This window comes from Plantactinospora sp. B5E13, assembly GCF_039871775.1.
Classification (GTDB): Bacteria; Actinomycetota; Actinomycetes; order Mycobacteriales; family Micromonosporaceae; genus Plantactinospora.
Genome location: NZ_JBDPLT010000021.1, coordinates 20,388 through 38,104 on the forward strand (window position 1 = coordinate 20,388; position 17,717 = coordinate 38,104).

Annotated in this window: 16 protein-coding genes; 6 read left to right on the forward strand and 10 right to left on the reverse strand. The window is 72.8% G+C overall.

Annotated elements, in window-relative coordinates:
* Positions 1 to 107 precede the first annotated feature (107 nt).
* Together ABGB05_RS19860 and ABGB05_RS19865 are read right to left on the reverse strand one after the other, a co-directional pair.
* Positions 108 to 2,423 carry an EAL domain-containing protein gene (locus ABGB05_RS19860; RefSeq protein WP_347654931.1) on the reverse strand — a complete coding sequence of 772 codons (2,316 nt, stop codon included), beginning with the start codon at positions 2,421 to 2,423 and terminating at the stop codon, positions 108 to 110.
* A complete protein-coding gene (locus ABGB05_RS19865) occupies positions 2,420 to 3,226 on the reverse strand; it encodes an SAM-dependent methyltransferase (protein ID WP_347654932.1) in 807 nt (268 codons plus the stop codon). The genes ABGB05_RS19860 and ABGB05_RS19865 overlap by 4 nt, the downstream gene beginning before the upstream one ends.
* Before the next feature lie 215 nt (positions 3,227 to 3,441).
* On the opposite strand from ABGB05_RS19865, the gene ABGB05_RS19870 reads away from it, so the two are divergent.
* Positions 3,442 to 3,810 carry an FKBP-type peptidyl-prolyl cis-trans isomerase gene (locus ABGB05_RS19870; protein WP_347654933.1) on the forward strand — a complete coding sequence of 123 codons (369 nt, stop codon included), beginning with the start codon at positions 3,442 to 3,444 and terminating at the stop codon, positions 3,808 to 3,810.
* 132 nt (positions 3,811 to 3,942) lie between these two features.
* Here the strand turns inward: ABGB05_RS19870 and ABGB05_RS19875 are convergent, their stop codons facing one another.
* Positions 3,943 to 5,520, reverse strand: coding sequence for a protein phosphatase 2C domain-containing protein (locus ABGB05_RS19875; RefSeq protein ID WP_347654934.1), 1,578 nt, complete (start codon positions 5,518 to 5,520; stop codon positions 3,943 to 3,945).
* A complete protein-coding gene (locus ABGB05_RS19880; RefSeq protein WP_347654935.1) occupies positions 5,517 to 7,577 on the reverse strand; it encodes a tetratricopeptide repeat protein in 2,061 nt (686 codons plus the stop codon). Before ABGB05_RS19880 ends, ABGB05_RS19875 begins: the two co-directional genes overlap by 4 nt.
* Between ABGB05_RS19880 and ABGB05_RS19885 the strand changes: the two genes are divergently transcribed.
* The gene (locus ABGB05_RS19885; protein ID WP_347654936.1) at positions 7,570 to 7,983 is read left to right on the forward strand and encodes a hypothetical protein; all 414 of its coding nucleotides are present in this window, start codon (positions 7,570 to 7,572) and stop codon (positions 7,981 to 7,983) included. The genes ABGB05_RS19880 and ABGB05_RS19885 overlap by 8 nt on opposite strands.
* A 183-nt stretch (positions 7,984 to 8,166) precedes the next feature.
* Here ABGB05_RS19885 and ABGB05_RS19890 read toward each other — a convergent pair whose 3' ends face one another.
* The 3 genes from ABGB05_RS19890 to ABGB05_RS19900 form a co-directional block, all read right to left on the reverse strand.
* Positions 8,167 to 9,150 (reverse strand): glutamate ABC transporter substrate-binding protein, encoded by a 984-nt coding sequence (locus ABGB05_RS19890; RefSeq protein WP_347654937.1) that lies wholly within the window; start codon positions 9,148 to 9,150, stop codon positions 8,167 to 8,169.
* Complete coding sequence (locus ABGB05_RS19895; protein WP_347654938.1) at positions 9,147 to 10,535, reverse strand: hypothetical protein; 1,389 nt, start codon at positions 10,533 to 10,535, stop codon at positions 9,147 to 9,149. The genes ABGB05_RS19890 and ABGB05_RS19895 overlap by 4 nt, the downstream gene beginning before the upstream one ends.
* Positions 10,536 to 10,725: 190 nt before the next feature.
* Positions 10,726 to 11,721 (reverse strand): ADP-ribosylglycohydrolase family protein, encoded by a 996-nt coding sequence (locus ABGB05_RS19900; protein WP_347654939.1) that lies wholly within the window; start codon positions 11,719 to 11,721, stop codon positions 10,726 to 10,728.
* A gap of 85 nt (positions 11,722 to 11,806) precedes the next feature.
* Here ABGB05_RS19900 and ABGB05_RS19905 point away from each other — a divergent pair, with 85 nt between their 5' ends.
* The 3 genes from ABGB05_RS19905 (at position 11,807) to ABGB05_RS19915 (ending at position 14,025) form a co-directional block, all read left to right on the forward strand.
* Positions 11,807 to 12,880 (forward strand): endonuclease/exonuclease/phosphatase family protein, encoded by a 1,074-nt coding sequence (locus tag ABGB05_RS19905; protein ID WP_347654940.1) that lies wholly within the window; start codon positions 11,807 to 11,809, stop codon positions 12,878 to 12,880.
* 205 nt (positions 12,881 to 13,085) lie between these two features.
* On the forward strand, positions 13,086 to 13,583 hold the full coding sequence (locus ABGB05_RS19910) for a DUF2231 domain-containing protein (RefSeq protein ID WP_347654941.1): 498 nt from the start codon (positions 13,086 to 13,088) through the stop codon (positions 13,581 to 13,583).
* 130 nt (positions 13,584 to 13,713) lie between these two features.
* Positions 13,714 to 14,025, forward strand: coding sequence for a hypothetical protein (locus ABGB05_RS19915; protein ID WP_347654942.1), 312 nt, complete (start codon positions 13,714 to 13,716; stop codon positions 14,023 to 14,025).
* 16 nt (positions 14,026 to 14,041) lie between these two features.
* Here the strand turns inward: ABGB05_RS19915 and ABGB05_RS19920 are convergent, their stop codons facing one another.
* Together ABGB05_RS19920 and ABGB05_RS19925 are read right to left on the reverse strand one after the other, a co-directional pair.
* Positions 14,042 to 14,533: an N-acetyltransferase gene (locus ABGB05_RS19920; RefSeq protein WP_347654943.1), complete on the reverse strand. Its 492-nt coding sequence runs from the start codon at positions 14,531 to 14,533 to the stop codon at positions 14,042 to 14,044.
* Positions 14,534 to 14,544: 11 nt separating this feature from the next.
* Positions 14,545 to 15,294: a 4'-phosphopantetheinyl transferase superfamily protein gene (locus tag ABGB05_RS19925; protein WP_347654944.1), complete on the reverse strand. Its 750-nt coding sequence runs from the start codon at positions 15,292 to 15,294 to the stop codon at positions 14,545 to 14,547.
* Between the two features lie 461 nt (positions 15,295 to 15,755).
* Between ABGB05_RS19925 and ABGB05_RS19930 the strand changes: the two genes are divergently transcribed.
* A complete protein-coding gene (locus ABGB05_RS19930) occupies positions 15,756 to 16,106 on the forward strand; it encodes an Lsr2 family protein (protein ID WP_347654945.1) in 351 nt (116 codons plus the stop codon).
* Between the two features lie 173 nt (positions 16,107 to 16,279).
* On the opposite strand, the gene ABGB05_RS19935 is transcribed toward ABGB05_RS19930, so the two are convergent.
* Positions 16,280 to 17,551: an Ig-like domain-containing protein gene (locus ABGB05_RS19935; RefSeq protein ID WP_347655026.1), complete on the reverse strand. Its 1,272-nt coding sequence runs from the start codon at positions 17,549 to 17,551 to the stop codon at positions 16,280 to 16,282.
* Positions 17,552 to 17,717: the final 166 nt, after the last annotated feature.

The window sequence follows — 17,717 nt, forward strand, 5'->3', positions numbered from 1 at the left end:
TCCGGCGGGGACCGTCGGCAGTGCGCCCACTCACCGGTTCTGATGCGTTCCACCCGGCCGCCGCCATGACGTTTCTCATGTCAGGCCGGACATGGCGCCGCGGTAACTCAACGGGCGGGCGCGAACGCGACCGGATGGGCCTGCCGACCCGCCACCATCCGGCTGAGCAGTTCCGGCTCGCCGGGACGGGCGAACCACCAGCCCTGGGCATGGTCACAGCCCATCGACCGCAGCAGCTGGGCCTGCTCCCGGGTCTCCACCCCCTCGGCGGTGACGGTCAGGTTGAGACCGTGGGCCAGCCCGACCACGCTCGCCACGATCTGCCGGTCCGCCGGGGTGCCGGACAGTTCCGGGGTGAGCCCCTCGACAAACGCCCCGGCGATCTTCAGTTCGCGGACCGGTAGCCGGCGGAGATAGGCCAGATTGGAGTAGCCGGTGCCGAAGTCGTCGACCGCCACCCGTACCCCGTGCCGGGCCAGCACCTCGAGCGCGTCGGCGGGCCCCTGGGCGGGACCGAGCAGCGCGCTCTCGGTCAGTTCGAGCTGCAGCTGACCAGCCGGCAGGCCGACCTCGTCGAGGGTCGCCAGCAGCTCGTCCGCCAGACCGACGTCGTGCAGCTGCCGGGCGGAGAGGTTGATGCTGACAAACGGCGCCCGGTCGCCGAACTCCCGGTACCAGGACGCCGCCTGCCGGCAACCGCGGGTCAGCACCCATTTGCCGAGCTGTCCGATCAGCCCCAGTTCCTCGGCGAGTTCGATGAAGATCTCCGGAGCCACCGGGCCGTACTCCGGATGGGTCCAGCGCAGCAGCGCCTCGGCACCGACCGGTACGCCGTCGCGGAGCCGGACGATCGGCTGGTAGCGGATCACGAAATCGTCCTGGTGCAACGCCACCCGCAACCCGGAACCGAGCGTCGAGCGCAGCGCCTGGGCGTCGTGCCGGCCGGCGTCGTAGACCTCGTACCGGTCACCACCGGCCGCCTTCGCCCAGTACAACGCGACGTCGGCGGCGCGCAGCAGGTCCGCCGGCTGGTGGTGCGGGATGCGGTCGTCGGTCACCCCGACGCTGGCCGACACCGAGAGCTGGTGCCCCGCGGCCGGGATCGGGCGTCGAACGATGTCCACCAGCCGCTCCGCGACCCGGACGAGTTGGTCGAGGTCCGCACCGTCGCCCGCGACGATGACGAACTCGTCGCCGCCGAGCCGACCGGCCAACCAGCCCGGCCGGGCGGCGCAGGTCGCCAGCCGGTCCGCCACCGCCCGGAGTACGTCGTCCCCGGCCGCGTGCCCGAACGAGTCGTTGACGGTCTTGAAGCCGTCCAGGTCCAGGTAGCAGATCCCGACCTGGCCGGTGCCGGTACGCCGGCCCAGCAGCTCGTGCAGGTGTCGCAGCACCAGCGTACGGTTCGGCAGGTTGGTCAACGGATCGTGCAGGGCCTGGTGCGACAACGCCGACTGCAGGTGGTGCCGTTCGGTGTCGTCCTGCGCCGTGACGACGAGGTACTCGCCCCCGTCGTCGAGGACCGGTGCCAGCGAGAGGCGGAGCCACACCGTACCGCCGTCCGCCCGGCCGAAGGCCGCCTCCAGTTCGGCATGCGTCCGCTCGCCGGAGGTCAGTTCGCGGATCGCCTGCCCGACGGCGACCCGGTGCTCCCGACGGGCCAGGCCGGTCAGCCGTCGCCGCTGGAGGTCGACGACCGGGCAGGCGAGCATCCTGGCGAGGGCGGGGTTCGCCTGCACGATCCGGTCCTCGAGATCGATGACGCAGATGCCGCTGGCGGAGGAGACGAAGAGCGCCTCGAAGCGCGCCTCGCTGGCCACCCGGGCCCGTTCGGCGGACCGGCGGGCGGTCAACACCGCCCGGATGATCGATTCGAGTTCCCCCTGGGTCCGCTCCCGCAGCCCCCGGGCGTAGCCGGCGGCGAGCGCGCCGAGCAGCGCCGCCCGGGGGCTGGGATCGGCCACCTCGGCCGCACCTGGCCCGGGGTCAGGACGGTGCGCCACGGCGGCACCGGGCGGCAGGGCGGAGTCGGACGGGACGGCGGCATGGGACGCGACGGCGGGACCGGCCGCGACGGCGGAACCGGACGGCGGATCGGCGACGGGCGGCACGACGGCGTGCTCCGCCGGCGGAACGGGCAGAAGGTCGACCAGAGTGGCCAGGGTGACCGAGACCGCGGCCACGTGGGTGAACCCCTCGGCGACCAACGCCATCCCGATCTCCCGGGCCACGACGGTGCCGTCCTCCGGCCCGGTCAGCCGCTCCGCGTACCCGCGCAGCCTCTCCCGCAGGTCGTCGGGGCGTACCGGCACGTAACTGACCCGTGTCAACGACCGGGCCCAGTGTCGGGCGAACTCGTCGAGCGCCGCGGAGGTCGGATCGGGCTCGTCGGCCGAGGCCGGCCCGTCATCGCCGTCCGTCACAGTTTGCGGCCCACCCCGGCGTAGATGAGAGCGCCGGCGAACCGGTCGTCGACCTCCAGGGTCGGGTCGGGACGCCAGTCCGGCAGGTTCACCAGTCCCGGCTCGACCAGTTCGAAGCCGGCGAAGAACCGTTCGGTCTCCGCCCGGTCACGCGCGGTCAACGGCGTCGGTGTACGTCGGTAGAGTTCCCTGATCCGCTCGTCGGACTCCTCGCTCGCCCCGTGCGCGCCCTGGCTCAGCACCAGATAGCTGCCGGCCGGCACCCCCTCGGCGAGGCGGGCGATCGCCGAGTGTGGGTCGGCGGAGTCGGGGATGAAGTGCAGCAACGCGACCAGCAACAGGGCGACCGGCCGGTCCAGGTCGAGCAGCGCCTGGTCGCGGATCTGGTCGAGGATCTCCCCGGGGCGCCGCAGGTCCGCCTGCAGCACCGCGGTCCGGTCGTCACCGGCCAGGATCGCCCGACTGTGCGCCACCGCCACCGGATCGATGTCCACGTAGACCACCCGGGCGTCCGGGTTGCTCCGGCGGGCCACCTCGTGCACGTTGTTCGCGGTCGGGATCCCGGAACCGATGTCGAGGAACTGGTCGATCCCCCGCTCGGTGAGGAACCGGACCGCCCGGGACAGGAAGGCCCGGTTCGCACGGGCGTACCGGACGGCGTCGGGCCAGGCCGACTCGGTCTGTCGGGCGATCTCCCGGTCGACCTCGAAGTTGTGAGATCCACCGAGCCAGACGTCGTATATCCGGGACGCGCTGGGCCGATCGATGTCGATGTCGTCAGGCGCCCAATCCGGTCTTGCCACGGCCTCACCCCACCAGCTCGACACTCGGCTCCGGGAACTGCCACGGCACGCCGCACCGGCGGAGTCCGGGTCGGCACCGGGATTCCCGAGCCGACAGCGTACCGCCGTCGATACGTGTTACATCGAGACACGCCACCATGGGTTCGCCAGGTGGCCACCCTGGCGCGCCGACCGACGTACGCGATCTTGACCGCGACCCGTCGTATGGTCTTCGGATGGAAAAGCCCACCGTGGGGAAGGTCGAGGGCCCACCCCCGACCGACCTTGTCATTGAGGACATCACCGTCGGCACCGGCCAGGAGGTCGAGCCGGGCCGATGGGCCGAGGTGCACTACGTCGGCGTCTCGTTCGACACCGGCGACGAGTTCGACTCGTCGTGGAGCCGGGGCAAGCCGTTCGGCTTCCAGGCCGGCCGTGGCCGGGTCATCGAGGGCTGGGACCGGGGCGTGCTCGGCATGCGCGTCGGCGGCCGGCGCAGGCTGGTCGTCCCGCCACATCTCGGATACGGCAACCAGGGTGTGGCAGGCGTGATCAAGCCGGGCGCCACGCTCGTTTTTGTGGTCGACCTCGTCGGCATCAAGTAGGTCACCCGACGGCGGGGTCGGGGTGTCCGTACGACGCTCCGGACCCCGCCGTTCCCCCCTCCGGGTAACCGACGCCGCTCGCCCGCCGTCCCCCGCGGTTCGGCCGGTCGGCCACCCGGTCGGCCACGCCGCTCAGGTGTTCGGGCCGTCCGGCCGGGCGGTCGGCGGGAAGGGCAGTACGGCGACCGCGACGTTGTCGTGCCCACCCGACTCGACGGCGAACCGGGTCAGGTCGCGGGCGACCGCGATGGGTGCGCCGCCGCCCGGGCCGGGAACCCGTACCGCCAGCGCCTTCGGATCGCTCAGGTAGTGCGACAGGCCGTCGGAACAGAGCACCAGCCGACCCTGCCGGCTGGGCTGGAACGTCACCACCTGCGGATCGGCGTCCCTCGAGTCTGCGCCCAGCCACCGGATGAGAGCCCGGGAGGTCGGGTCCTGTTCCGCGCCGGGCGGCACCGGACGACCGGCCTGGATCTGCGCGACCACCGAGTCGTCGATCGTCAGGCAGACCGCGTCCTCGACCGCCCCGTCCGAGCCGAGCCAGTAGGCGCGGCTGTCCCCGATCCAGCCGACCGTCACGGAATCGACGGTGACCACGGCGGCGACGTAGGTGCAGCTCGGCGGCACCTGCCCGTCGTCGGCGGCCGCGGTGGCCCGGGCCGCCGCGGCCGCTGCCCGACCACCGGCGACCATGGTCTCGACGGCACCAAGTCCACCCGCCAACGCCGACAGCATCGCCGTCAGGCCGCCCTCCGCCGCCGCGTGCGCGGCGATGTCGGCCCGCAGCGACGTCGACACTCCGTCGCAGACGACCGCGACGGTCGCCGACCCGAGCCGCCCGACCGCGATCGCGTCCTCGTTGCGACGCCGCCGGGCCCGGTCGGTGACCGCCGCCACCGTGCCGAGGTCCAGGTCCGACCGGTCCCGGCCGACGTTCCACCGGTGTCCACAGCGCGGACAGACTCCGGGATTGCCCGACGGCACGGCACCGCAGCCCGGACAGGGCTGGCCGGCCGCCCTCGAGGAGAGCCAGGGCGTGGCCGGACCGACCGGCGCGGGATAACCGGACGACGGGGGATGACCGACGGACGCGGGCGCGGCGGGATAGCCCGCGGCGGGTCGGACCGGGGTGGCGGAGGTGACGGGGGTGGACCGGCCGACCGGGCGGGAAGGCCCGGCGAGCGCGTCGAGGCCGCCCGGCACGACCGGATCCGGCACTGCCCCGAGGGCTCGGGACGGTCCGGCGAGCGCCTCGAGGTCGCCTGGTACGACCGGATCCGGCAGTGCCCCGGAACCGCCCTGGCCGGTGGGAACGCCTGCCGCGACACCGGCCGCCGCCGGAACCGGACCGGACGGGCCACCCGGGCCGGCGGGCCCCGCTTGCCGCTCCGCCTGTGGCCAACGGGCGGTGACCGGGGCGGACGGCCGACTCCAGCCCGTCGTCTGGTCCGCCGACCCGGCCCGGCCGACCGGCCCGGAAGATCCGAACGAGCCCGATCCCGTACCGGCGGTGGTGGGCGTCCCCGCTCCGCCGTCACCGGCCGGAACCCCCGACCAGGCCGTCGCCGCGGTACCGACCTCCGTCACCGGTACCCGGTCCAGTTCCCGGCCACACTCCTCGCAGAACCGGTGCTCCGGCGCGTCCGGGGGCCCGTGCTCCGGACAGGGCTTCGGCACACTGCCGGCGGTACCGGCACCAGGGGCTGTCATACCAACGTCCTCGGTCGGACCGCGTTCGCGTGGTCCACCAGCGCGATGCGGAGCTGTGGTTCGCGGGCCAGTTGCGCCAACGTCCGGTACGCCCGCTCCAGACCGAAGCGGAGGCCCCGCTCGGTGAGTTCGTGACCGAGGATCCGCGTACCGGACGCCGGTGCCGACCGGTTCCTGAGCCAGGCGAGCGCGACCTCCAGCACCTCGATGGTGAGTCGGGTCTGCCGCTCGACATCGAGTTCGAGTCGTTCCAGCCGCGCGGACGCCCGGAGCAGGTCGTCCGGTCCGGTCGCCCCGGCGAGGCCGGGCAGGCTGGCCCGTACCGCCGCCACCTGTGCGGCGATGTGCTGGCTCGAACTGTCGGGCACCTGGTCGAGCACGGCCAGCGCGCCGGCCCGGTCACCGGTCAGGAACCGGATCCGGGCCAGCCCGAACGCGGCGCTCAGGTAGCCGCGGTCGACCCGCCACACCCGGTCGTACAGCCTGGCGGCCAGCGCCCGGTCTCCGCTGCACTCCGCGCTCGCCGCCAGTGCCAGTCGGGCCGCCGGCTCGCCGGGCAGGACGTCGTACACGGCGTCGAACGCCACCCGCGCCTCGGCCGGCCGGTGTGCGGTGAGGGCCAACAGACCCCGGTACCAGTCGACCCGCCAGTCGTACGGGTCCGCCGCGCCGAGCCGGTCCAGGTCGGCGGCGGCCCCGGCCAGGTCGCCGCGCTCGATCCGGGCCCGGGCCAACCGCAACGCCACCTCGACGCTACGGACCGGGGCGTTGTTCAGGTGGTGGACCAGCTCCCCCGGGTCGGTGGTGCCGAGCGAGGCGAGGAATCCCGCCCCGGGGTCGAGCACGTCCACCTGGGGCACCGGAAGCGCGGCGGCCACCGCGGGTGGGGCGGGTGCGATGGCACCGGACGGGATCCCGCCGCCGGCTCCCCCGGACCGGCCGGCCGGCCCCATCGTCACCTCGCCGGCGTCGGTGCCGAAGGCCCGCCGCTCCGGGGTGAACTGCCGGGACACCACCGGCCGGGGCAGCCCGTCGGCGGCCGAGAGCACCTCCCGCAGGACGCCGAGCAGTTGTTCGCTCATCTCGCCGGCGCTGGAGAACCGCCGTTCCGGATCCGAATGGGTGGCCCGGCGCAGCAGGCGGTGGTACGACATCTCGGCGGCGAACAGCGGCGCCTCGGCCGGGTCCGGTAGACGGTTGGCGTAGGCGCTGGAGAAGCCGCGGAAGTCCAGGCTCAACACGGCGAGGGCCCGGCCGACGGTGTAGATGTCCGAGGCCACCGACGGGCCGACGGTGCCGACCTCCGGTGCCTGGTAGCCGGGAGTGCCGAAGATCGCGCTGGTGAGGTCGTCGACGTGTCGGACGGCACCGAGGTCGATCAGCTTCAGCTGTTCCTCGGCGTGGATGACGTTGTCGGGTTTGAAGTCGCAGAACAACAGGTTCCGGTCGTGCAGGTAGTCCAACGCGGGCAGGATCTCGATGCCGTAGGCGAGCACCTCCGGCAGGGGCAGCGTCCGCTCGCCCCGGTCGCGTCGACGGGCGAGCAGCATGTCGCGCAGCGAGTGGCCGCCGACGTACTCCATCACGATGTAGCCGACCGGGGTGCCGGTACGCGGGTCGGGGTGCTCGACGAAGTCGTGGATCTTGACGATGTTGGGGTGGTCGAGCTCGACCAGGAACCGACGTTCCGCGACCGCCGAGGCCATCGCGTCGGCGTCGGAGGTGTTGATCAGTCCCTTGAGGACCACCCAACGGTCGCTGACCGTGTCGCTGACGTTCCGGTCCCGGGCCAGATAGATCCAGCCCAGCCCGCCGTACGCGAGGGCGCCGAGGATCTCGTAGCGACCGTTGATCACGTCGCCCGGGCCGAGCCTGGGCAGGAACGAGAACGCGGTGCCGCAGTGCGGGCAGAAGCCCTCGGCCCGGCCCGGCCGGCCGTCCCGGCCCCGGCCCACCGGCTTCTCGCAGCGGGCGCAGAACCGTCGCGCCTCGGCGACCTGCGGGTCGGCCATCACCGCGGTGGCCGGATCACGCAACGGGACCCGGGCGATGTCCACCAGTCCGGCCCCGAGTCCGCCCCGGGCGGCACTCCGCGACCGGCTGGAGCCGCGCGGTCCGGAACCCACCGTGCCCCGGCTGGGCATCGTCCCGAGGCCGCTCGGCACACTGCCGGAGACGCTCGGCGTCCGCCCACCGACACTGGCTGCCGTACCCGGGCCGGTGTTGCCGGACCCGCCCGCCGCCCCGGCGCCGGAGACCGGGGCCGCGCCGTGCGACGACGGCGGACCCGGGACCGGCGCATGGGACGGCGGACCCGGAACCGGGGCCGGGCCGGGCGCGGGCGGTCTGCCGGCACCGGCGGTCGGGACCGCGGCGCGGCCGGTACTGCGACCGGTGACCCCGGACGGGCGGGCCGACGTCGGCCCGGTGGACGGCGCCCGGTCGCCACAGCGGTCACAGTGACCGTCCGGACGGTACGAACCCGGGCAACCGGGCCGCAGACAACGGACGCTCATAGGTACGGCTCCCTTCGGCCCGGCGCGGGACGCCCGCTCAGGCTGCTCCGACAGCACCGGGGACGCGCGACGGTGCCGGACGACGGCCCGCCGGCCGGCACCACCCTGGACCGGACTCTCTCGCGCACGGTCAGTCCCGGTACCGGGCGGTGGGTGGCGACGGCGCCGGCCCCAGCGACCGAAGCCAGCGGTTGTAGAGCTGGGTCCAGGTGCCGTTGGCCCGGATCTTCGCCAGTACGCCGTTCACGAACCGGACCAGTTCGGGAGAGTCCTTGGAGATCGCCACCCCGTACGGCTCGTCACTGAACCTCGGCCCGACGACCTCGGTGTTCGGATCCTGGGCGGCGAGCCCGGCCAGGATGCTGTCGTCGGTCGACACCGCCACCACCTGGTTCTGCTGCAGCAGGACCAGACAGTCCGTCCAGTTGACCACCGAGACCGGTACGGTCCCCTGTTCCGCGATGTTACGGATCGAGGTGCTGCCGGCCGCCGCGCAGACCTTCTTGTCGCGCAGGTCCCTGATCGACCGGATCCCCGAACCCCGGTGCACCAGGATCCGCTGGCCGGCGGTGAAGTACTCGGTGGAGAAGGAGACCTGCTGCCAACGTTCGCAGTTCATCGTCATGGTCCGGACGACCAGGTCGACGCTGCGGTCCTGGATCACCTTGATCCGGTCGGCGGAACTGATGGCCCGGAACTGGATCTTGCCGGGATCACCGAAGAGCGCCCGGGCGACCTCCCTGGCGATGTCGATGTCGAAGCCGGTCAACTGTCCGGTGAGCGGGTCCCGGAAGCCGAACTGGTAACTGTTCTGGTCGACACCGACGATCAGCCGCTTGCGCTTCACGATCTCGGCCATCGCCGAACCGGACGGCATCTGCTGCGGAGCCGGCAACGCCCCGGTGGGGCGCAGGCTGAGCCGGGGGTTGCACGATCCAGACGAACCCGCCGGTCCACTCGGGATCACCGCCGGATCCTGCATGCCGACCGGTCGGGGCGGATCTGTCGGCACCCGGTTGTCGGGCAGCGCCTGGTTGTCGACACCACAGCCGGCGGTGACCAGCAGGACAAGGACGCCGGCGAGCAGCCGGCCGGCGCGCAGCCGGACTCTCATCGATACTCCGCTATCCGACGCTGAACTCCGAACACGGCCCCGATCAACATGAGCAGGGTCAGCCCGACCATGCCGACGTCGGCGCCGGTCAAGGCCCGGCCGGCGCTGGCCGCCTCACGCTCGAACCGCTCCCCGTTGTGGGTGATGGCCTGGGCGAGGACCTCGTCGAGCTCGGTGAAGATCGCCGCCGTGGTCCACCCCTCGCTACCCACGGTCGTCTGCACCGCCTTCTCGTAGTCGCCGGCGTCGTCGTGCTGGCGCACCTGGCGGTGCGTGATGGTCCACGCCTGGGCCTTCAGGACCGCCGTGCCCACCGCCTCGCGGGTGGTCTGGTCCGACGCCGCCGCCTGCGCCCGGCCGAGCAGACCGCCGGTGCCGTCCGGACCCACCAGCCGGGCCATGACCACGCCGAAGTCCTCCTCGAACGCGGCGCCGTTGCCCCGGGCGACCAGGGTCAGCGCCTCGTCGGCCCGGGCCTGCAGACCGGCGATCCGGGCCTCGGCGAGCAGGTTCATCTGCGCGGACCCGTCGTCGCGGCTCGCCCGCAGGTAACTGCCGGCCGCGACCGCCGACACGGCGAGCCAGCCCACCAGCAGCACCAGAGCACCGGTGCTGACCACCAGTCCGACGTTGAGCAACCGGTTGGTCCGCCGCGTCAGGTAGAGCTGGGCCAGCACAAGACCGCCCAGGGTGGCCAGCCCGAGCAGGGTCGCGATCCACGGGAAGCCGGCGGCCCGGTCCCGGGCCGCGTCCAGTTCGTCGGAGGCCGCGCCGTACAGCTCCTGCGCCGCCGGCAGCAACTCGCCGCGCATCAGACCGGAGGCCTGCTGCAGGTAGGCGACGCCGAGCGGCAGGCCCTGCCGGTTGTAGCTCCGGGCGGTCTCCACCAGACCGCTGTAGACCGGGAGTCGGGCGGTGATCCGGGCGATCGCCGAGACACTCCGCCCGTCGGTGGCGGCCGAGACCACGGTCAGCGCGGCGGCGGCGTCCGCCAGGTCCCGCTGGTACCGGTCGCGCAGGACCGGCGGTTCGAGGCCGTTGGAGAGGAACGCGCTCGCCGCGGTCGCGTCCGCGTCGGAGAGGGCCCGGTAGAGGTTCTGCGCGGCGACGAGCAACTCACCGCTGCGGGCGGTGACACCACGGACCAGATCGGCCCGCTGCCGGACGCCGACCAGGGCGGCCATGCCGGTGAGCAGGCCCAGCACCAGCACGGCGGCCAGGATCGCGGTGAGCCGGCCGGGGGTCTGCCGCAGCGGGGCGGTGATCCTCTGCAGCGCGCCGGGCGGTTTCGGTGCGGACGGGGTGGGCTGTGCCGGCACCGGCGGCTGCGGCGGCGCGGCCGTCCGGCCGCGGGGAACAGCGACCGCCGGCCCGTGTGAACCCACCCGTAACCTCCCCATCCCGACCACGGAACCCCGCGACTCCAGCCGTACGCGGATGGTCGGGTCATGATGACCGGGTTCAAGGTAACCAATCAGCTCAACCGGTGGGGGGCGGGGTGGCGGCCCCCGGCTGACCTGGACCGGCCAGGGTGGACGGCGCCGGCGGAAAGCGCGGAGCGGGTCGCGCGCCCGGTCATCCGGGACGGCGACCGTTGACCGGTCCGGCCGGGTCGCCGGTGCCGGGCCGGGGCGGACCGGGCGCGGTCGGCAGCTCCGGCAGCGGTTCGCGACGCGCCAGCCAGGTCGCCGGTATCCCGTTCGGTCCCCGACCGGTGTACGTCGCGACGATGCCGCCGACGATCGCGGCCGTGGTGTCGACGTCCCCGCCCGCCTCGACACAGGCGAGGACCGCCGACGGATAGTCGTCCAGGTGGGTCGCCGCCGCCCAGAGCGCGAACGGCACCGTGTCCTGCGCCAGCACCCGCGACCCGTTACCGAGCTCGTAGGCGGCCTCCGGGACGCCCGCGCCGAGCAGCCGGCGGGCCCGTTCGACGCCGGCGCGTACCTGGCTGTCGACGAGGTGGCCGAGCACCACGTCGAGCAACTCGCCGGGCTCCGGACGGTCCCGGACCCGCCGGGCCCAGCCGGCCTCGGCGGCGGCGACCGCCACGGCCACCGCGCCGAGGATGCCCTCCGGGTGGGCGTGCGTCACCTCCGCCGACCGCATCGCCTCCAGCGCCGCCGAGCGGGAGTCCCCGGCATGCCAGGCGCCGAGCGGGGCGACCCGCATCGCCGCACCGTTGCCCATCGAGCCCTGTCCGTCGAAGGCCGCCCGGGAAACGTCCCGCCAGTCGCCACCGTCGCTGATCTGCCGCAGGATGACCACGGCGCCACCGCCGTAGCCCCGGTAGGGGTCGAAGCGGGCGGCGAAGGCGGCGGCGAGCCGGTCCTGGTCGACCCGCCCGCCGGGGTCGAGTTCGGCGACGAGCACGCAGGCCATCTCGGTGTCGTCGGTCCACGGCCAGACCGGTTCGGGCAACCGTCCGCTCCGCAGGTCCGCGACCGACGTGCCGGGTACGAAGAACTGGGCACCGAGCGCGTCGCCGACAGAGAGGCCGTCGAGGCTGTCCCGACAGAGGTCGTGATGAGGACGGTGGTCCCGGGAGGAAGGGTGGTCGCGAGAGATCATGTCGACCGTCATCATGGCATGGCACACCCCCCGCCTCTCGGCGACGGAACCGGCGGCGGGTCACCCTTCGGACGGAGCACCGACGATGACATCCGGGGAACCCCGACCTGGCCGCGCCGGCGGGGCCCGGAACGCGCTGCTCCGCCGGCTGCCCTGGCGCGGGGACCTGACGGTCGGACGGCGTACCGGTGCCGGCGCGTGCCCCGGGCGGGGCCCCGCGTCACGACGCGGGCGCCTGCCGGCGGCGCTGGCCGTCCTGCTCGCCGCCCTCCTGCTCGGCCACGGTCACCTGCCGAACACCCCCGGCCGGCTGGGCAGCCTGCTGGAGACGTTCCTGCCCTGGCTCGGTCTGGGTGTGCCGGTCCTGGTGGGGGTCGCGCTGCTGCGCCGCCCGGTCGTCGCGCTGCTCGTACTCCTGCTGCCGGGTACGGCATGGCTCGGTCTCTTCGGTGCCGACCTGTTCCCGGTCGACGCCGCGCGGTACGACCTCACCGTCGTGCAGCACAACGTCAGCGACGAGAACCCGGATCCGGCGGGCACCGCGCGGACGCTGCTCGACATCCGGCCCGACCTCGTCGCGGTGCAGGAACTGACCCCGGCCGCGCTGCCGGCGTACGGGACGACGATGGCCGCCGAGCTTCCCCATCGGGCGGTGCACGGCACCGTCGGCCTCTGGTCGAGGTTCCCGTTGACCGACGTGCGCCCCCTGGACATCCGGCCGGCCGGGTTCGGCCCGGACTGGAACCGGGGTCTGCGGGCCACCGCCCGGACGCCCCGCGGTGACGTCGCCGTCCACGTGGCCCACCTGCCCTCGCTGCGGCTCGGCCTCCGGCACGGCTTCCGGTCCGGCTCGCGCGACGAGAGCGTCACCCTGCTCGGCGACGCGGTCGCCACCGAACCGGTGGACCGGGTACTGCTGCTCGGTGACCTCAACGGCACCGTCGACGACCGGGGGCTGGCGCCGGTGACATCGCGGATGACCTCGACCGGGCCACGCTTCCCGTTCAGTTGGCCGGTGGCGCTGCCGGTGGCCCGGATCGACCACGTGCTGGCCCGTGGTGCGACGATCGCCGACCTCTGGGCGCTGCCGGCGACCGGAAGTGACCACCTGCCGGTGGCCGCCCGGGTCTGGTTCCCCGACGGCGCCCCGGGACGGTGAGGCGGATCGGCCGACGACACGCCGAGGTACGAGGTGGACGGATGACCCTGTCGGCACACCGGCGGGCTGACGCCTCTGTGCTTCGGCGTGCCGGATCCGTACGCTTGCCTGGGCCATGCACAGTCGTCGCTGGGAGCCGGTACGACTCCGGTACCCGGTCGAGCGGCACGGCCGCCACTGACCAGTCCGCCCCGAGGAGACATCGGTGCTCGAGGAGTTCATGGGGGTGCCCACCCATCCCCTCCTGGTCCACGCCGCGGTGGTGTTCGTGCCGCTGCTCGCCGTCTCGGCGGTCGCGTACGCCTTCGTGCCGCTCGTCCGGCCGCATCTGCGCTGGGTGCTGGGCCTGCTGGCGGTCGCGACGCCGGTCGCCGCGCTGCTGGCGAAGCTCTCCGGGGACGCCTTCTTCGCCCGGCTCGAGTCCGGCGACCGGATCAGTCCGGAGTTCTACCCGAAGCTGGAGTCCCACCAGCAGCTGGGCAACCTGACGCTCACCGCGGCGGTGCTGCTCGGTCTGCTGACCCTGGCGCTGGTCTACCTGGTGGCCCCGCAGCCCGGGACGGATCCCGCCGGCACCACCCGGGCCCGTCGGGTCCTGCCCCAGGTGCTGGCGGTGTTGACGCTGCTCGCGGCCGGGGCCAGCCTCTACTACGTGATGCGCACCGGTGACTCCGGCGCGAAGGCGGTCTGGACCGGACTCTGAGCCACCCGGACGCCGCCCGCCCCGCCGGGTGCCGGACGCCACCCGAACACGTTTCCGCGACCCCGAGCAGTTCGGGCCGGCTCGGGGCATGCTCAGAGGGGTAGGCGGCGGCTGGTGAAGGGGGTACGGCGTGAAGGACTACGACGACGACTGGACCGAGGACCAGCGGGCCCTCTACGACGAGTGCTACGACCTGGGCGAGTCCTGGGCCGCCGATCCGGACACCCCGGCCGACGAGTTGCAGGACGTGCTGAACCTCGCCGAGCTCGACGAGGACGAACTCGGCGAGGTGGACCTGACGTACGCGCCGCTGGTGGACGCGGTGGCCGAGGCCACCGGGGAACAGGTGACCAGTGTGACCGCCGACCGGGACGATCCGGCGTTCCGGGGCTTTGTCGACGGCGCCCGGGACGGCGCCGAGGAGAGCGTCTTCGGTCTCTGACCCCGGTGCTCGCCGCTCAGTGGTTCCGGTTGTCGAGCCGCAGCACCGGGGTGGACGACGGCGCGAAGCCGAGCGACCGGTAGAGCGCCTCCCCCTCCGGGCTGGGCCGCAGGTCGACGACCGCGATCCCGCGTTCCCGGTACCACTCCAGCAACCGTTGCACGCAGGCCCGGGCATATCCCCGCCTGCGGTAGCCGGGCTCGGTGGCGACGTTGAACACGTACCCCGACTCCCCGGTCGGGTTTTCCGGGTCACCCAGCCTGGACTCGACAACACCGACCGCACACGCCACGAGTCGCCCCGGCACCGGGCCCGCGGCGGGATCCGGCCGGTCCACCACGAACGCGGCCAGCGAACCGTCGCCGAGTCGCCGCCGGAGGGTCCGCGCCGCGAGCTGCTGCCAGGGACCGGGCTCCGGGACGACGCCGCGCATGCCGGCCAGCATCACCGCGCGCAGTCGGACCAGTTCGGGCGTGTCGGCGACGACCGCGGGACGTACCTCCACCACGACGGGGAAGATTATCCGGCGGGACGGTACGCCGTGGCGACGGCCCCGAGCGGCAGCGTGGCCTGGGTGATCCGTACCGGCAGCGGGGTGAGGAGCGCGACGGCGGCGGTGTAACCCGGTCCCGCGTCGAGGTCGTGCAGCTGCGCCGGCGCGTCCAACGGCCGCTCGGCGGCCCAGTCGACCAGCCGGGCCGGTTCCTCGGGCGGGCTCACGGTGACCGTGTTCATCGGTACGGCGAGACCGTGCCCGGTCGCCTTCAGCAACGCCTCCTTGCGGGCCCAGTATCCGAAGAACGCCCGTCGGGCGTCGGGCGTCGACAGGTCGCGCCACCACCGCAGTTCCGCTGGCGAGAGTACCGCCGCGCTCAGTGCGGCCACGTCCGTCCCGTCCGTCGTCTCCTGCACGTCGAGACCGACCGGCACCGACGCCACCCCGACCGCGACCCAGCCCCCGGAATGGGTGACCGAGAACTCCAGCTTCGTCGCCGGATACGCCACCACCGGTTTTCCGTGTCCGGCTCCGCAGTGCCGACAATGCCGGGAGAAACGCAGTTCCGCCGGGGGAACTCGGAGATAGTGACCGAGCAGCAGCCGTACGCCGACATGTGCTGCCTGGTAGCGGTCCCGGTCGGCGGCCTGCCGGAAGCGCGCGTGCCGAATCCGCTCCCCCTCGTCGAGTACGTCGAAGTCGCGCCAGTACTCCACGCCGATCGGCAGTCGCCACACCTGGCACTCGTCGGTCGTCGGCGGCGCCAATTCCACCGGTACCGACTCCACCGACCCGGCCGGACCGGGTGTCGGCGGGCCGGACGACTCGCCGGATGAACGATCTGCTCGGCTCAACGGGCACCACCAACGGTCGCGGATCCGGCGTCGGCACCGGGACCCGGGCCGACCTATCCGCGAGCATGCCAGCCCGTCGGCCCGGCGGCCAGAGCGGTTGAGCCGAACGCCGGGGCGCGCCGGCCGCTTCCGGGCCGGGGTCGCGCTCCGATCCGGACCACCATGCAATGATCCAGACCGCCACGGAAAGTGGCACACCGACGCCACCGGCCCGGGCCGGAACAGTTCCGGCCGGCGCATACCGGGTCGCCCGGGGCGGGCGGAAAGGTGGGGGTGGTGGGCGGAGTGGAACGAGAATTGCCCGATGTCTTGCAGAATTGCCCGCCGATCAGTCAAACTCAACCCCTGGAAATAGATTTGTTCACGAGGAGTAATCGACCATGGCGAAGCAGGTAATCACACTGCTGACCGACGACCTCGACGGCGGCGAGGCGGACCGCACCGTCGAGTTCGGTATCGATGGCGTCAACTACACGATTGACCTGTCGGATAAGAACGCCGGCAAGCTCCGGAAGGCGCTGGATGTCTACATCCACGCGGGCAACCGGGTGGGGCGGGGTCCGGTGGAAACCCGTCGCACCGGCCGGCGTGGCGGTTCGACGAGCCCGACTCGGAGCGACCGGGAACTGAACCGAGCGATCCGCGAATGGGCGGTTCAGAACGGCTACGACGTTTCCGAGCGTGGACGCATTCCGTCGTCGGTGGTGCAGGCGTTCAACAGCCAGCGGTAAGGGCGTGACCGGCCCGTACGGGCGCCCTGCCGCCGGCTTCCCGTCGCGACCGGGACCGGGTGGCGGGATCCGACCCAGCCGTCGGCACCGCGCCGTCCCGGACCGCGGGGTGCCACCGACGACTTCCGTCGGTGGCACCGGTACGCGTACGTTCCGACCGAGCTACCCAACCACTACCGCCCACCGCTGGAAGGTGTCGGTGTCGGCGCCTTGTCGGCGGCGGGCGGGCCACCGTTCCCCGGGCCGGCCGGCGCCGGAGGAGCCGGCTTGAGGTCGGCCGGCACCGGCAGCGCACTTCCCTTGACGAACTCGTCCCAGCTCACGTTCCAGGCCGTCCACCCGTTGCCCTGGTCCAGCTTGACCTCGGTGCCCTTGATCGTGACCAGGTCACCGATCCGGGTGGTCTCCATCAGCCAGTCCGCGTTGGCGTTCGAGACGTTGGTGCAGCCGTGTGACACGTTGCGGCTCCCCTGCTCACCGACGGACCACGGCGCCGCGTGGATGAACTCGCCGCCCCAGGTCAACCGCTGGGCGTCCTCGACCTGGACCACGTACGGGTCAGGGGAGCCCGTGGTGTCGAAGATGGTCGACTCGTGCTTCTCCATGATTACCATCTTGCCGCTGGACGTCGGCGTGCTGCTCTTGCCGAGGCTCACCGGGATCTTGCGGATCAGCCGGTCGTCCTTGAACACCGACATCTGCTTGGTGGCGTTGTCGATCTCCAGGAACAGTCGGTGGTCGCCGATCCGGGCCTTCCCGGTCCGGTCGGTGTCGCCGTAGCTGCCGCCGCCCATCGGCACCCCGTCGAGTGCCGCCCGGACACTCAGCCGGGTGCCCGGCTGCCAGAAGTCCGGCGGCCGGTAGGAGACCTGCCGTCCGTTCGCCTCCCAGGCCCAGACGCCCGGCTGCGGCGGATCGCTGCTGACCAGCAGGCGTCGTTGGATGCCCGCACGCTTGTCCTTCGGGATCTCCGAGTCGAACGAGACCGTCACCGGCATCGCCACGCCGTACGTCTGCTTGTCCTGCACGTTCAGGTTGGTGACGGTACGTCTGGCCGGCTTGTCCATCGTGGTGAAGGTGGTCTGCTGGGTGACCGTCTTACCGGCGTCGTTCTTCGCCGTCACCTGGGCGGTGTATGTCCGTTTGTGGCCCAGCGCCCGGCTCGGCATCCACCCCGAGCCGTCGGCACGCATCGCCCCGTCGACCCGTACGCCCTTGTCATCAGTCACCACGACCTCGGAGATCTTTCCGTTGCCCACCGTGGTACCGATCTCCGCACTGGTCGGCAGATTTCGACTCTCCGGCGCCGGGGTGATCGCCAGCGTGGGTGGTGCCGGCGCCGGCCGGGACGCCCGTCTGATGGGCCCACCGGTGCAGCCGGCCAGCACCAACGGCACGGCGGTCAACAGCATCATCAGCAACAACACACCTCGACGCCTCAACATCATGCTCCACCCACCCCATTTCCCTCCTGCTCTCCAGATCGCATTCCGGCGCGTCCGTCGGCGACCCACGCGGCGCGTTCAGGTGTGGACCGCCGGTAACCCCCGAATCGCCGCTCATCCGGGCGGTAAACCCGCGGCGCCGGCGAAGCTTCGGCCCGTCTCGACC

Bases quoted from the DNA above. Each gene is read 5' to 3' on its own strand.
- ABGB05_RS19935 (WP_347655026.1), bottom strand. From the start codon at position 17,551: ATGTTGAGGCGTCGAGGTGTGTTGTTGCTGATGATGCTGTTGACCGCC.
- ABGB05_RS19930 (WP_347654945.1), top strand. From the start codon at position 15,756: ATGGCGAAGCAGGTAATCACACTGCTGACCGACGACCTCGACGGCGGC.
- ABGB05_RS19885 (WP_347654936.1), top strand. From the start codon at position 7,570: ATGTCCACCAGTCCGGCCCCGAGTCCGCCCCGGGCGGCACTCCGCGAC.
- ABGB05_RS19890 (WP_347654937.1), bottom strand. From the start codon at position 9,150: ATGAGAGTCCGGCTGCGCGCCGGCCGGCTGCTCGCCGGCGTCCTTGTC.
- ABGB05_RS19900 (WP_347654939.1), bottom strand. From the start codon at position 11,721: ATGATCTCTCGCGACCACCCTTCCTCCCGGGACCACCGTCCTCATCAC.
- ABGB05_RS19875 (WP_347654934.1), bottom strand. From the start codon at position 5,520: ATGACAGCCCCTGGTGCCGGTACCGCCGGCAGTGTGCCGAAGCCCTGT.
- ABGB05_RS19905 (WP_347654940.1), top strand. From the start codon at position 11,807: ATGACATCCGGGGAACCCCGACCTGGCCGCGCCGGCGGGGCCCGGAAC.
- ABGB05_RS19870 (WP_347654933.1), top strand. From the start codon at position 3,442: ATGGAAAAGCCCACCGTGGGGAAGGTCGAGGGCCCACCCCCGACCGAC.